At 48.6% G+C, this 13849-nt stretch carries 10 protein-coding genes; 6 read left to right on the forward strand and 4 right to left on the reverse strand.

The window, feature by feature from the left end; all coding sequences use genetic code 11:
• Positions 1 to 123 precede the first annotated feature (123 nt).
• On the reverse strand, positions 124 to 594 hold the full coding sequence (locus tag G493_RS0104845; protein WP_035273708.1) for a YqiA/YcfP family alpha/beta fold hydrolase: 471 nt from the start codon (positions 592 to 594) through the stop codon (positions 124 to 126).
• Between the two features lie 507 nt (positions 595 to 1101).
• Here G493_RS0104845 and G493_RS0104855 point away from each other — a divergent pair.
• The 4 genes from G493_RS0104855 (at position 1102) to purL (ending at position 9276) form a co-directional block, all read left to right on the forward strand.
• Positions 1102 to 2688 carry a peptide chain release factor 3 gene (locus G493_RS0104855; protein WP_028579474.1) on the forward strand — a complete coding sequence of 529 codons (1587 nt, stop codon included), beginning with the start codon at positions 1102 to 1104 and terminating at the stop codon, positions 2686 to 2688.
• A gap of 76 nt (positions 2689 to 2764) precedes the next feature.
• Complete coding sequence (locus G493_RS0104860) at positions 2765 to 4288, forward strand: B12-binding domain-containing radical SAM protein (RefSeq protein WP_028579475.1); 1524 nt, start codon at positions 2765 to 2767, stop codon at positions 4286 to 4288.
• A 325-nt stretch (positions 4289 to 4613) separates the two neighbouring features.
• The gene (locus tag G493_RS0104865) at positions 4614 to 5285 is read left to right on the forward strand and encodes a DUF6683 family protein (RefSeq protein ID WP_028579476.1); all 672 of its coding nucleotides are present in this window, start codon (positions 4614 to 4616) and stop codon (positions 5283 to 5285) included.
• A 187-nt stretch (positions 5286 to 5472) separates the two neighbouring features.
• Complete coding sequence (gene purL, locus G493_RS0104870) at positions 5473 to 9276, forward strand: phosphoribosylformylglycinamidine synthase (RefSeq protein ID WP_028579477.1); 3804 nt, start codon at positions 5473 to 5475, stop codon at positions 9274 to 9276.
• 104 nt (positions 9277 to 9380) lie between these two features.
• Here purL and G493_RS0104875 read toward each other — a convergent pair whose 3' ends face one another.
• On the reverse strand, positions 9381 to 10091 hold the full coding sequence (locus G493_RS0104875; RefSeq protein ID WP_028579478.1) for an NUDIX hydrolase: 711 nt from the start codon (positions 10089 to 10091) through the stop codon (positions 9381 to 9383).
• A 252-nt stretch (positions 10092 to 10343) separates the two neighbouring features.
• Between G493_RS0104875 and G493_RS0104880 the strand changes: the two genes are divergently transcribed.
• Complete coding sequence (locus G493_RS0104880) at positions 10344 to 11366, forward strand: SPFH domain-containing protein (protein WP_028579479.1); 1023 nt, start codon at positions 10344 to 10346, stop codon at positions 11364 to 11366.
• Positions 11363 to 12289 (forward strand): NAD(+)/NADH kinase, encoded by a 927-nt coding sequence (locus G493_RS0104885; protein WP_028579480.1) that lies wholly within the window; start codon positions 11363 to 11365, stop codon positions 12287 to 12289. The genes G493_RS0104880 and G493_RS0104885 overlap by 4 nt, the downstream gene beginning before the upstream one ends.
• A gap of 231 nt (positions 12290 to 12520) precedes the next feature.
• On the opposite strand, the gene gap is transcribed toward G493_RS0104885, so the two are convergent.
• The gene (gap, locus tag G493_RS0104890) at positions 12521 to 13525 is read right to left on the reverse strand and encodes a type I glyceraldehyde-3-phosphate dehydrogenase (protein ID WP_028579481.1); all 1005 of its coding nucleotides are present in this window, start codon (positions 13523 to 13525) and stop codon (positions 12521 to 12523) included.
• 101 nt (positions 13526 to 13626) lie between these two features.
• Complete coding sequence (locus G493_RS0104895; RefSeq protein WP_028579482.1) at positions 13627 to 13845, reverse strand: hypothetical protein; 219 nt, start codon at positions 13843 to 13845, stop codon at positions 13627 to 13629.
• Positions 13846 to 13849 lie beyond the last annotated feature (4 nt).

Raw genomic sequence — 13849 nt, forward strand, 5'->3', positions numbered from 1 at the left:
CCGGATTAGGCTCCCTGCCTGTTGTGCAGCAGTAAAAAATCCAGGGGGAGATAAGAGGTTGGTGCACAGGGCGGTCTGGATCATATACCCGACGATATTTTCCACCAAAATCGAGTTAACCGTTTATTCTTTAAGCCATTCCTCCCACGGCAGAGAATAAAAGACCTTATGCAGCATGTGATCATCATCAACCACTGACGTGGTTAAACATGCAAACGTCTGTTCTGCCTTTGGCAGCACGATTTCCGGTGGACAAACATCGTCATGCCTGCCGATGATCAGTCTTGTTGGCACAGTGATAGGCTCAGCTGGTGTAGAAAATTCTGCAAAATTCAGGGCTGGTGCCAACAAAATCAGGCTTCTACAGCGCGCTGGATTGGCAATGCCAAAACAGGTTGCCATCAGGCCTCCAAAACTGGAACCCACAAGCGTGAGCCCTTGCTGCTCTTTACAGATACTCTCCAACCGTTCCATCCGCTGAGTTAGAGTTCCATCAAAATCGTAGAGCTGCATATCTGGAAAATGTTCGCTGAACCATTGCCCTTTTGTGCCTTTACAGGAAGAATCCAGACCGTGTAAAAAATATGTGTACATAACAATGCCCCAGATGTGATTGCTGATACTTTTAAACCAGGCTGGAGCATACATTGTTTTTCTTTGGAGAACAAATGGAAGCTAAAGGTCGCGGAAAATAATAAAAATCCAAAAATTGCGTAGGATATCGGTTTGGTAAGGTTGTTGCGTCAATGGTTCCATACTGGCCGTATTGAGCCATTGACGCAACAACCTTACCGAGTTGAGAGACAACCAAGATTGGATACCTTATTTTTTCTGTGACCCTAAAGCGTAACTGATCACATAGGCTGAAGCCTGGCACATTGGGCGGCAATCATAGCCATACGAGAAGAATAGTAGACATTTTTCTCAAAAAAGGCTATATTCCAGAATGATGGGCCAATTTCTGGCCCATCTTTTTTTTTTGAAATATAGCAGGCAGCTTCTGGCAAGGGTCGTTCCTGAATACATTCACCCGGCAAAGCAGCAAGGTTTCAATAACAGATTTTTTCGGTTTTCCCTTTTCCCGACAGAGCGGTACATATAGTGAGCAGTCATTTACGCAACGAAATACAGAAACGAAGAACTTTTGGTATCATCAGCCACCCTGATGCCGGTAAAACAACCCTGACAGAAAAACTTCTGCTGTTTGGTGGAGCAATCAAAATGGCAGGAGCAGTCAAGTCCCGAAAGACCTCCAATCATGCTACCAGTGACTGGATGGCTGTAGAAAAAGACCGCGGCATCTCAGTCACGACTTCAGTCATGAAATTCAATTACCGGGATTTTGAAATTAATCTCCTTGATACCCCAGGTCACCAGGACTTTTCGGAAGATACCTACCGGGTACTGACAGCGGTTGACAGTGCGCTCATGGTTATTGACAGTGCCAAAGGTGTGGAGACACAGACCACAAAATTGATGGAGGTCTGCCGTATGCGCAACACCCCCATTATCACCTTTATCAACAAACTTGACAGGGATGGTCTTGATCCTCTGGAGATTCTCTCAGATATAGAGGAAAAACTGCAGATTGAGTGTGCTCCTCTCTCCTGGCCCATTGGCATGGGTAAAGGATTCAAAGGGGTGTACAACATGTACAAAAAGGAACTCAACCTGTTCACCCCCAGTCAGGAAACCAGACCGGAAGACAATATCATCATCAGTGATCTGGAGGATCCTCAGTTGGATAAACTCCTGGGCATTGACGCTGATAAGTTACGTGAAGACATTGAACTGCTTGAAGGTGCGGCCAATCCCTTTGAATTTGAAGAATATCTCAAAGCCAGCCAAACACCTGTATTTTTCGGAAGCGCGATCAACAACTTCGGTGTACGAGAGCTTCTCGATGCCTTTGTCGAACTCTCACCAGCGCCATCAGCCCGAGAAACCCAAAGCCGCATGGTTGACCCGGAAGAGTCAGAGTTTACAGGATTTACCTTTAAAATTCAGGCCAATATGGACCCTGCTCACAGGGATCGTATTGCTTTTTTTCGTATATGCTCCGGTAAATTCACCCGTGGGATGAAAGTACGCCATCACCGCATAGGCAAAGATATCAACCTCAGTAATGCCACGGTGTTCATGGCCCAGAACAGGGAAAATATCGACGAAGCCTACCCCGGTGATATCATAGGCATTCATAACCATGGCACCATTAAAATCGGCGACACCTTTACAGAAAAAGAGGAGCTCAAATTCACCGGTATTCCCAACTTTGCACCAGAGCATTTTCGCCGGGTCATTCTACGCAATCCGCTGAAAACCAAACAATTACAGAAAGGTCTTATCCAGATGGCTGAAGAAGGAGCTGTCCAGGTATTTCGACCGGTTCTCGGTAACGATTACGTTTTGGGTGCAGTGGGTGTGTTGCAGTTCGAAGTTACCATGACCAGATTGAAAGCAGAATACGGTGTTGATGCTGAGTATGAACCACTCAATTTTTCACTGGCCCGCTGGGTAAGCTGTGACAACCGGCAAATGCTTCGGGAATTTGAAAAGAAAAACCAGGCGAACCTCGCCTTTGACAGCGAGGGTCATCTCTCCTATCTGGCAGATGGCCAATGGCGTCTTTCCCATACCATGGAATTATTCCCTGATGTGGTATTTCATAAAACACGTGAGATCGAATAGCGCCCAGGGCGGCGAGAAGCATCTGTCAATTTGATTCTTCCAGGTTACCGTTTTCTTTCCAGCGATGCAGGCTAAAATACTTCTTATCCATCCGCCTGTGGCCAAACCAGGAGAGGCACCTGCCGGCATTTCCCAGCTTGCAGGTGCCCTGCGAGGTCATGGAATAGACTGCCTCCTGCTCGACGCCAACCTGGAGGCTCTGCAATTCCTCCTGGACAGCTCTACCCCCAATGACGACACCTGGTCTGTACGGGCTGCCAAAAACCGCTATCGGAACCTGACAGCACTCAAAACCCCAAAGACGTATTGCAATGTCGACCGCTATCAAAAAACAGTCCGCGACGTCAATCGCGTTATCGAACAATCATCTGACTCTGCCCTGATCAACCTGTCGAACTACCAGGAAAAATCCCTGTCTCCATTGCGCAGTGCGGATCTGCTCCAAGCGGCAACATGCTACACAGCCAGCCCTTATTACAGCTATTACAAACAACGCGTTGCTGCGCTGATTGCAGAATATCGTTGTACCCATATAGGGATTTCGCTCACCTATCTAAGCCAGGCCCTTTGCAGTTTCGCGCTCATCGGCTTCCTCAAGCATATCCATCCTCAGCTTACAATAATAGTGGGCGGTGGCCTGATCACCTCCTGGATGAGCAGCCCAGATTGGAGTAATCCTTTTTCTGAAATTATAGACCATCTGGTTGCCGGTCCAGGCGAGGGACCTCTGCTCAATCTTCTGGGAAAAGAATATCGACAACGATATGCTCCTGATTTCAGCAATCTTCCCATGCAGGAATACCTATCGCCCTGCACTATTCTGCCTTATGCCGCCTCAACAGGGTGCTACTGGAACAAATGTTCTTTTTGCCCGGAAAAGGCTGAAGGCAGCTCCTATTCAACTCTGCAGCCGGAACTCATTCAGGCAGAACTGGACCAACTGTGCCTGAATTGGCAACCAGGACTCATTCATTTTCTCGATAATGCGGTCAGCCCGACCTTGATGCGACACCTGATAGATAGACCTCCAGGCCCGCATTGGTATGGATTTGCACGCATGGATAAACAACTGGCTGACAGTAATTTTTGCAACGCGCTGCGGCGTTCAGGCTGCGTGCTGCTTAAACTGGGCTTGGAATCGGGTAACCAGCAAGTTCTGGACAATATGAAGAAAGGCATCACCCTTGGCCTGGCGTCCCGGGTATTCCGAGCCCTCCATCAGGCAGGCATATGCACCTATGTCTACTTGCTCTTTGGTGCTCCGCAGGAATCCCCTTCCCATGCAGTAGATACGCTGAATTTCTGTGCTGACCACGCTGAAGCCATCACTTTTCTTAATCTTGCCATATTCAACCTTCCCAGATACAGCCCAGAGAGCAGCCAATGTGTTACTCGGGATTTTTATCAGGGTGATCTTTCCCTGTACAGCGACTTTATTCATCCCCTGGGCTGGAACAGAAAAGCGATCAGAAAATTCCTTGATAAAGACTTCAAACGCCATCCGGCCATGACGTCTATCATTCAGAGGGATCCACCATTTTTTTCTTCCAACCATGCTCCTTTTTTCTGTATGGATGAAGAGTGTGAAACACGGAAATAACTTACACTTAGACAATAAAGGAAAGCAAGGAGTTACCTATCACCTGATCAGCTACAAATACCCAGCTGCCCAGCAAAAAAGTTGATTGCGATAAGTGGGGAAGATATTGTACGCTGAATACAAAGACATAACGTAACTGCTCACAGCGCACCTGCTTTTTCCACGATCAGCCTGGCTTACGTATGACTCAATACGCTGCACCAGCCTGCTTGCGAAAACTTCAGGCACCCTGTAACCAGTTACAAATACAGGGGGAATTTTCTAGTTTATCCGCCTCGCCTATGAGGGGTTACGACATAACTCCATCGCCCATAAGACCTACACTATGTATCGCATACTCCTTACTTTTTGTATCCTCTACTTTTGCTCTGCCGCGGCAGCGTGGCCAGATTCATCCGGCCATGCACAGCAACAAACCATCATCAGTTCTGCCGGCAAAACCGTTGGCCCGAATTACAGTGAAGAAGAACTGAACCAAATCTCCCGGTTCACTCCCAGCCCCACAATCAGTGCCAGAGTCAAAAACAGGGTGCTCAGCGAATTCCTGGAAACAGTTCCGGCAGCATCCAGGGATGAAATCTGGAACACCTTTGAACACATTAACATTCTTGACTTTTTCCTGAAGGGCCTTGCTGATCAGGGATATCAGGTCAATGACCTTGCCGTAGCCCTGACAGCCTGGGTTACCACTTCTTTTGGTATCCTTGAAGAACGGGAAACCTCCAACAGACAGGACCGCGAAGTCTGGCAACAGTTCAGGCTCGGCCTGGCAAAAGACCCTGAACTCTCCCTGGCCAAGGATGGCAAAAAACAAAAAATTGCAGAAGAATTATACTGGAATGCAGCCTTTTTCACCTACCAATACCAGCAACAACAGGCAGGAGCGGAATGGGTTGATATACGCACATTGCGATCAGATATTACCAAGGCATTGCGTAAACGAAAGATCGACCCACGCACCATGACCATCACAAACAAAGGTCTGGTGCGTAAATAAAAAAGAGTGCACTTTTCAGCGGAAAAAAACAGACTTTAGTGCTAGGTTGCGCCCTTAAAGAGTAATACTCAATAAGAGCCTACCGGTTTTTTAGCCAATATACTGATAAATTATCGTATTCAGTCCATCATTTGTCACCCCTGAGCCTGGCTGTCCAGGTCATGCATACTTAGAAGGATATACAATCATGGGATCAGAAGTTTCTCAGCTGTACAGAAAAATCAGTGATCGTTTCGCCTATTGTTTTAATATCGAATCCACCCGTTTACTTACGGAATCGGAAATCCAGCAGCTCAAGCTCATTTTGGCTGACGGTTTTCTGGCCGAGACCGTAAGCAGTGAACCCATCCTTAAGGGAGAACGGGTGATAGAAATCGGGCCACGCCTGAATTTTGCAACAGCCTGGTCTTCCAACCTTGTGTCCATTTGTCGGGCTGTGGGCCTGGACAGTATCACACGCGTAGAGCGTTCACGACGCTACCTGGTCCCTGACAATGAAAACCTTGATCAGTTTATTGCTGCAAATCATGACCGCATGACCGAATGCGTCTACCCGGAACCCCTGAAAACCTTTGAAACAGGCATCATTCCAGAGGAAGTGTACGAGGTGGACCTGAAAACCAAAGGTCCGGCTGCGCTCCTTGAAATTCCCGGCATTTCCATGGATGAATGGGACAGGCAACTCTACTACGACTACTTTGTAAAAAAACATAACCGCAATCCCACCATTGTTGAGATTATGGATCTTAACAATGCCAACTCCGAACACTCCCGCCATGGTTTTTTTGGAGGCAAACAGATCATTGATGGCCAGGAACAGGAACACACCCTGTTTGCCATGGTTAAAAATACGCTCAAGGCCAATCCCAAGGGAAGTCTGGTAGCCTTTAAGGATAACTCCAGCGTAATTACGGGGCATGACATAACAACTCTCCTGCCCCAGCAGCCAGGAGTTCCTTCTCCACTCAGGCCTAACCAGGTCACCTATCACCCGCTCCTGACCGCAGAAACCCATAACTTCCCTACCGGTGTCGCCCCGTTCCCTGGTGCGGAAACCGGTACTGGCGGCCGTATCCGTGACGTCCAGGGCACAGGTAAAGGCGGTTTTGTCATGGCAGGCACCGCCGGGTACTGCGTAGCAAACCTGCATATCCCCAATTACGAATGTTCCTGGGAAAATGAGTTTCCCTGCCCGGACAACCTGGCATCAGGCCTTGAAATCGAGATCGAGGCAAGTAACGGCGCATCCGATTATGGTAACAAGTTCGGTGAGCCCCTGATTCAGGGATTTACCCGTTCCTTTGACATGCAGCTGGAAAACGGGGAGCGTTGGGGTTTTCTGAAACCCATCATGTTCACCGGCGGTATCGGCCAGATTGATGATCGTCACACGGAAAAGGAAAAAGAAGCCAAAGGAATGCTCATCGTGCAGGTTGGCGGCCCTGCCTACAGGGTTGGTTTCGGCGGCGGAGCGGCCTCTTCCATGCTCCAGGGTGAAAATGCTTCAGACCTGGACTTTGACGCAGTACAACGCGGCGATGCTGAGATGGAACAGAAGATGAACCGCGTTATCCGTGCCTGTAACGAGATGGGCGATAAAACCCTGGTTGAAGTTATCCACGACCAGGGTGCAGGCGGCCCGGCAAATGTTCTCAAAGAGCTTGTGGAACATTCAGGCGGTAAGGTGGAAATCCGCAATATCCGGGTCGGCGATCCCACCATGTCTGTGCTGGAGATTTATGTCGCAGAGTATCAGGAACGTACCGGATTCCTGATAGCCCCTGAAAACATTGAGCAATTTCAACAAATCTGTGACCGGGAAAAAGTCGCCTGCGAAGTGCTTGGCGAAGTCACAGGTGATCTGCGCTTTGTAGTCACTGACAGCCACAACAACACCACCCCGGTGGATCTTGAGCTCAACGAACTGCTTGGCAATATTCCCCAGAAGGAATTCAGGGATCAACGCATATCAGTTGCTACAAAGCCGCTGGAAATTCCAGAAGATATCGATATACGTGATGCCCTGCGTGATGTATTCAGGCTGGTGTCCGTTGGCTCCAAACGATTCCTTACCAATAAAGTGGATCGCGCTGTAACCGGCCTGATCGCAAGACAGCAATGCTGTGGTCCATTGCAGTTAACAGTAAGTGATGTGGCTGTAGTAGCCCAGAGCCACTTTGGACGCTCAGGTATTGCCACTGCAATTGGCGAACAACCTATTAAAATGCTGGTTGATCCTGCAGCAGGTGCGCGCATGGCGGTGGGCGAATCCCTGACTAACATGGTCTGGGCAAAGATCGATGACCCCATGCAGATTAAATGCTCTGCCAACTGGATGTGGGCACCAAAACTTGAGGGTGAGGGGGCAGCCCTGCACGATGCGGTGAAAGCCATGTGTGAGGCTATGACCGCAGTGGGAATGGCTGTTGACGGAGGTAAGGACAGTCTCTCCATGGCCACCATGGTTGGCGACAGCATAGTCAAATCCCCAAGGGAGCTGGTTATCTCTGCCTACGCGGCCATGGAAGATTTAGGTAAAGTCGTTACCCCGGACATTAAACAGCCAGGCAGTTCCCTGATATATATTGATCTTGCAGAAGGTAAAAAACGCCTGGGAGGAAGCGGATTTGCCCAGACATTGAATCAACTCGGTGCAGAAGTCCCAGATATGGAGAACCCGGAACTGGTAAAAACCGCTTTTTCGACAGTTCAGGGCCTCATTGACAAACAACAGATTCTCTCCGGCCATGACTGCAGCGATGGCGGCCTGATCACCACACTGCTGGAAATGGCCTTTGCCGGCAACTGTGGTCTGGACCTGAATATTAACTGCAGCTGTACGCCTCTGGAATATCTATTTGCTGAAGAGCTGGGCCTGGTGGTGGAATGTGCAACCGCTCAGGTGCAAGATACCCTTAAGGCCTTGCAGGCAGCCGGAGTTCCTGCAATCTGCCTGGGAACAACCACTCCGAAAGCGGATATCAGCATTACCATCAACAACCAGCAGGTTCTTGCCGAAGACATGCGAGTACTGCGCGGCTGGTGGGAAGAAACCAGTTACCAACTGGAATGTCTACAGACCAAAAACAACTGTGCTGATGAAGAAAAAGCCAATATCTACGATCGACAGGGGCCGACCTACACCATGCCTTTTACCCCTGCTCCCACTGCTCCTGCAATCCTGCAGGCTGCGAACAAGCCCAAGGTAGCCATTCTCCGCGATGAAGGCTCCAACTCAGACCGGGAAATGAGCTCTGCCTTTTATGCTGCAGGCTTTGAGCCCTGGGATATATGTATGAATGACCTGTTGCGGGGTACAGTTAACCTGGAGCAGTTCCGCGGTATTGCCGCTGTGGGTGGTTTTTCCTACGCCGACGTACCTGACAGTGCCAAGGGTTGGGCTGCGACCATTCTTTACAACGACCGTCTCAAACAGGAATTTGATACCTTCTACAATCGTCCGGATACCTTTACCCTGGGAGTCTGCAATGGATGCCAGCTCTTTGGCCTGCTAGGCTGGGTACCCTGGCTGGGGCTGACCCCACAGCAGCAGCCACGTTTTATCCACAACCGTTCAGGACGATTTGAATCACGCTGGACAACAGTAAAAATACAGCAGAGTCCTTCCGTGATGCTTCGCGGTATGGAAGATCTGGTTTTTGGTATCCATGTGGATCATGGAGAAGGAAAGCTTCATTTCCCGGACAACTCCATTTTTGAACAGGTACAACAACAAAATCTTACCCCCATGTTCTATGTCAATGATCAGGGACAGGCAACGGAACAGTATCCTTTCAATCCCAATGGATCTCCCAAAGGTATAGCAGGACTCTGCTCACCAGACGGACGTCATCTGGCCATCATGCCCCATCCTGAAAGGGTTTTTCTGGCCTGGCAGGCCCACTGGTTACCCGAAGCAATGAAAGGGCTTGAGGTCTCCCCCTGGTTAAAAATGTTCCAGAATGCCTATGCCTGGTGCAAGGGAGAGTAATCAGGAATTACCCTATTAATACCGGCTCAAGCCAAACAGCCCCCGGATACTCTCCGGGGGCTGTTTTCTACAGGTAATACCTCCCATGGACGCAGATGGCAGGGTCATCCCAAATTACGGATAAACGTATAGCTTCCTGAAGATTTCTTCATGGTATAGAGTGTTGCCGGGCGTCCTCCCAATGCACGCTTTTCATCGGTCTCGTGCAGCAGGTCAGCCTGCTCAATGCGACGTCTGAAAGATTTTTTCTGCAATTTTTTTCCAATCAACAATTCATGAATATGTTGTAACTCCGGCAGGGTAAATTTTTCCGGAAGGGCATATGCCGGCACAATGGAATACAGGGCTTTCTGCCTGAGCCGTTCCCGGGCTATATGAATAATCTCTCTGTGATCAAAGGCCAGGTCCACCTCATCCAGCCTGTCTGAATCAACCCATTCCACCTCTGAAACAGTACTGATATTCACCCGGCAATTCTGATGCGCAATCAGGGCAGTGTAGCAAACCGTCACCGACCACCCACGCTTATCGCGAACAGCATTTCCCCGTGTAGCGAGTTGTTCTATGTAGGGTGGAATGACACCGGTTTTCTCTTCCAGTTTCCTCATTACCGTGTCTTCAATGGTCTTGTCTGTCTGCATATCGATAAAGCCGCCAGGAAGACCCCATTTCCCTTTATCTGGATGTTTGGCTCGCTGTACCAGCAGCACTTTAAGAGATTGTTCATGGTAGGTAAAAAGAACGCTATCCACACTTAAAAGAGGAGTGGCATATGCGCGCTGATCATACGTTTTCAAATAATCCTGTTCTTCCATGAATTTCTTTTCCTGTAAATCAGGTGAGGTGAAGACTGTCCGAGGGTGTTCTTGTTCCCGGCTTGGTATTATGTCCCGAAAGTACTATTAGCAGCTACGAAAAGCACAGCTCCAGTACAAGATACATATATGCATGTAAGTGCACAATCACTTTGTATCCTTAAGACACTTTTTCCTTGACAAGATTAGTGTCCTTGTGACACTATATTTGAAAGCGACTATAAGACACAAAGATTTCTCAAGGAGGACATCATGTTTGGGATCAACTACTTCAAAGCAGATTCATCTACCTACATCATTCGCAGTGCAGGAGGCAATATCGTGCAGGAAGGAAAAGGGCTCTGTTTTTTTTACAACACTGCATACACCTCCATTGAAGCCATTCCGATGAGTATCCAGGAAGCTCCATTTATATTCTCCCTCCAGACTGCCGATTACCAGGAGATACGAATACAAGGCCAGGCAGCTTACCAGATAGCAGCCCCTGCAAGAATAGCCGCGATGCTGAATTTTACGGTGAAAGAAAATGGGCGGGCATATATCTCTGAAGATCCCATGAAACTGAGTGATCAGGTTGTTCGCGTCCTTCAGAGCTTTATCCAGGTTCAGGTACAGAGTGTTACCTTGAGAAAGGCGTTGAAATTAAACCAGCAGTTGGTCGAACTGATCAAAGAAAATCTCAGCCAGAAAACTTCTCTTGCGGAGTTGGGCATAGCGCTTGTCGATATCACCATTTCCAGCATCTCTCCTTCTCCGGAAACGGCAAGAGCCCTTGAAGCTGAAGCCAGAGAGGCAATATTGCAGGAAGCAGACGACGCCATCTATTTACGCCGCAAATCTTCTGTTGAACAGGAACGTACCATACGTGAGGCAGAGTTGCAGACAGAATTGATCGTGCAGACCAAAGAACAGGAAATACAGGAGTCCCGTATTGCCAATGAGCGAAAGACTCTCCGAGGGAAAAATGAAACAGAACAAGAAAAAATGACCGCAAAGATAGAAATAGAACGCCGGCGGCGTGAGCTTGTCGAGGAAAAGGCAGCCAATGACAGTAAAGAATCTGATGCGGAAGCATATGCCATTGCAGCAAGAATGCGTGCGTTTACCGAACTTCCGGTTGAAAACCTGAAAGCATTGACCCTGGCCGGGATGAATCCGGAGCAACTCATGGCCATGGCCCTAGAATCCCTGGCCGGCAATGCCCAGAAAATAGGAGAATTGAACATTGGCCAGGAGGTATTTGGGCAAATACTTCGAAAAGCGGTGCAAAAATGAAAGATACTGCGGGAAATAGATACATCCTGGTGACGCGAAAGACCCGTCTGGAAGAGCTGGTCATGCGATTCAATACCTGGCCTCAGGCAAAATTTTACCTGGAGCATAACCAGATGGATACACATGATTACCTGGAAGAGCATAATACATATATCCACTGTATTCACAGGGCTGAAAACGTACTCAGAGAGCGCGGTACGTACCATCGAATAGAGAGGGATTTTCTGCCCAATTACCTCTTTGATCCAGCAGATATTGTAGTGGTTATCGGCCAGGATGGGCTGGTTGCCAACACACTGAAATATGTGCACGGTCAACCGGTAATAGCGATCAATCCAGACCCGGCACGATGGGATGGATTGTTGCTGCCCTTTGAAATTGATGACCTCGCTGCCATAGTGCAACGTACGGAGAATAATAAATGTACCTGTCGAAGCATCACCCTGGCTCAAGCTGAAACCAACAAGGGAGAACGAATGCTTGCGGTAAATGACCTTTTCATCGGCCCTAAAACGCATACATCAGCCAGATATGGACTTACCTATAACGGAAGAAAGGAAAAACAATCGTCCTCCGGCATCATCGTCTCAACCGGGCTTGGCTCAACCGGCTGGTTGCAGTCAATCCTTGCAGGGGCAATGGGCATAACAGGACAGTCATCTCATCCATTACAGGAGGGTATTTCCTGGGATGACAAACGGTTGTATTTTTCTGTCCGGGAACCATTTCCAAGCAGAACAACCGGGACAAGCCTTGTTTTTGGCGAAGTGTCCCACGGTAACTCTCTGGTACTCGAATCCTATATGCCTGACAGCGGCATTGTTTTTTCCGATGGGATCGAAAAGGACTTCCTGAATTTCAACTCAGGAAGTCTGCTGACAGTCAGTATTGCCGAAACAACAGGGCATCTGGTGGTATCGTAAATACAGGAGAGTTACCAGCTTTAATCACTTACCCTATGAATAGCTGCATTGGAGCCTGAATTCTCCATGAGAAGGCTTGAGACCATAAGTTGGAGGTGGCGAATCATTTTTAAAAAAGTCCCATAACATCGTGCTTCCATTTGCATTCACTTATGGGGCTCAGCCAAAGCCCGATGCATAGTATAGTCCGTCGTCGATGCTGCGACATCACGAAGAGTTTGAAGTTCGGTATTATAAAACAGCTGCCTTTTCCATATGCAGCATTAGATCCAGCATTCTGTTCGAGTATCCCCACTCGTTGTCATACCAGCTCATCACTTTCACCGTCTTGCCTATAACCTTAGTTGACAGGCCATCGACTATGGAGGAATGACTGTCACCTTGAAAATCGATGGAGACAAGGGGCAGGTCGGTGTAGCTGAGATAGCGGCTTTGGGACCTTTTTAGAGCGGCGTTCACCTCCTCGACGTTGGTCTCCTTTTCCACTTCCATTACTGCGTCCACCAAGGAGACGGTCGGGGTCGGCACTCGAATGGCAAGGCCGTCGAATTTACCTTTAAGTTCTGGAATGACCAGTGAAACAGCAGCAGCGGCACCCGTCTTGGTGGGTATCATGGAAAGAGCAGCAGCCCGGGCTCGCCGAAGATCCGAGTGGGGGAAATCAAGCAGACGCTGGTCACCGGTATAAGCGTGTACTGTGGTCATCAATCCCCGCTTAATGCCGAAATTGTCCAGGATAACCTTGGCGAAAGGAGCCAGGCAGTTGGTGGTACAAGAAGCGTTGGAGACTATATTGTGGCTATGGGGATCGTACTCGTCCTCGTTTACACCCATGACAAATGTTTTCACGTTACCCTTTGCTGGTGCCGAGATAACCACTTTTTCAGCACCGCCGTTCAGGTGGGACAGGGTTGAGACATCGTCACGGAAGAGCCCGGTACACTCTGCCACGTATTTCACCCCCAGTTTCCTCCAGGGGATATCCGCAGGATTCCTGTGGCTGCTGACCATAATATCCCTGCCGTTCACCCGTATACCGTCTTTCATCGCTTCAATTTCAGCATCCAGGGGGCCCATGACCGAATCGTATTTGAGCAGGTGAGCGAGGGTCTGCGTGTCAGTGAGATCGTTAATAGCTACTATCTCGATTTCGGCAAACTCAGGGTCGACTGCAGCTGCCCGGAAGATGTTTCTGCCGATTCTACCAAATCCATTGATTCCTACTCGAATAGTCATACATACTCTCCTATTATAGGGGTCGCGAAAAATAAGAAATATCCAAAAATTGCCGAGGAGATTGTCGGACAATTGCTATTTTTTCTCAGATTAAGGCATTTTCAGGAAATCAAGCCCAGCCATATAGTTGATATTGCGAGCATTGATTTCCTGAAAATAACACAAATATGGGGAAAAAGAGCTTTCTCCGACAGACTCCCAGGATATCGGAAGGTGGAACCATGGTCCAGATGCAAGGCAATGGGAATCGTACTATCCACTTCTCTGGCCATAGCCACAGCCACCTTTGACCATATACGGGAGAAATACAGGGTTTGCATAGCT

Source organism: Desulfogranum japonicum DSM 18378 (assembly GCF_000429945.1).
GTDB lineage: Bacteria > Desulfobacterota > Desulfobulbia > Desulfobulbales > Desulfobulbaceae > Desulfogranum > Desulfogranum japonicum.

Excerpts from the sequence above, each read along its gene's own strand:
- G493_RS0104895 (WP_028579482.1), bottom strand. The coding sequence starts at position 13,845 with ATGCAAACCCTGTATTTCTCCCGTATATGGTCAAAGGTGGCTGTGGCT.
- G493_RS0104845 (WP_035273708.1), bottom strand. The coding sequence starts at position 594 with ATGTACACATATTTTTTACACGGTCTGGATTCTTCCTGTAAAGGCACA.
- G493_RS0104880 (WP_028579479.1), top strand. The coding sequence starts at position 10,344 with ATGTTTGGGATCAACTACTTCAAAGCAGATTCATCTACCTACATCATT.
- gap (WP_028579481.1), bottom strand. The coding sequence starts at position 13,525 with ATGACTATTCGAGTAGGAATCAATGGATTTGGTAGAATCGGCAGAAAC.
- G493_RS0104875 (WP_028579478.1), bottom strand. The coding sequence starts at position 10,091 with ATGGAAGAACAGGATTATTTGAAAACGTATGATCAGCGCGCATATGCC.
- G493_RS0104885 (WP_028579480.1), top strand. The coding sequence starts at position 11,363 with ATGAAAGATACTGCGGGAAATAGATACATCCTGGTGACGCGAAAGACC.
- G493_RS0104865 (WP_028579476.1), top strand. The coding sequence starts at position 4,614 with ATGTATCGCATACTCCTTACTTTTTGTATCCTCTACTTTTGCTCTGCC.
- purL (WP_028579477.1), top strand. The coding sequence starts at position 5,473 with ATGGGATCAGAAGTTTCTCAGCTGTACAGAAAAATCAGTGATCGTTTC.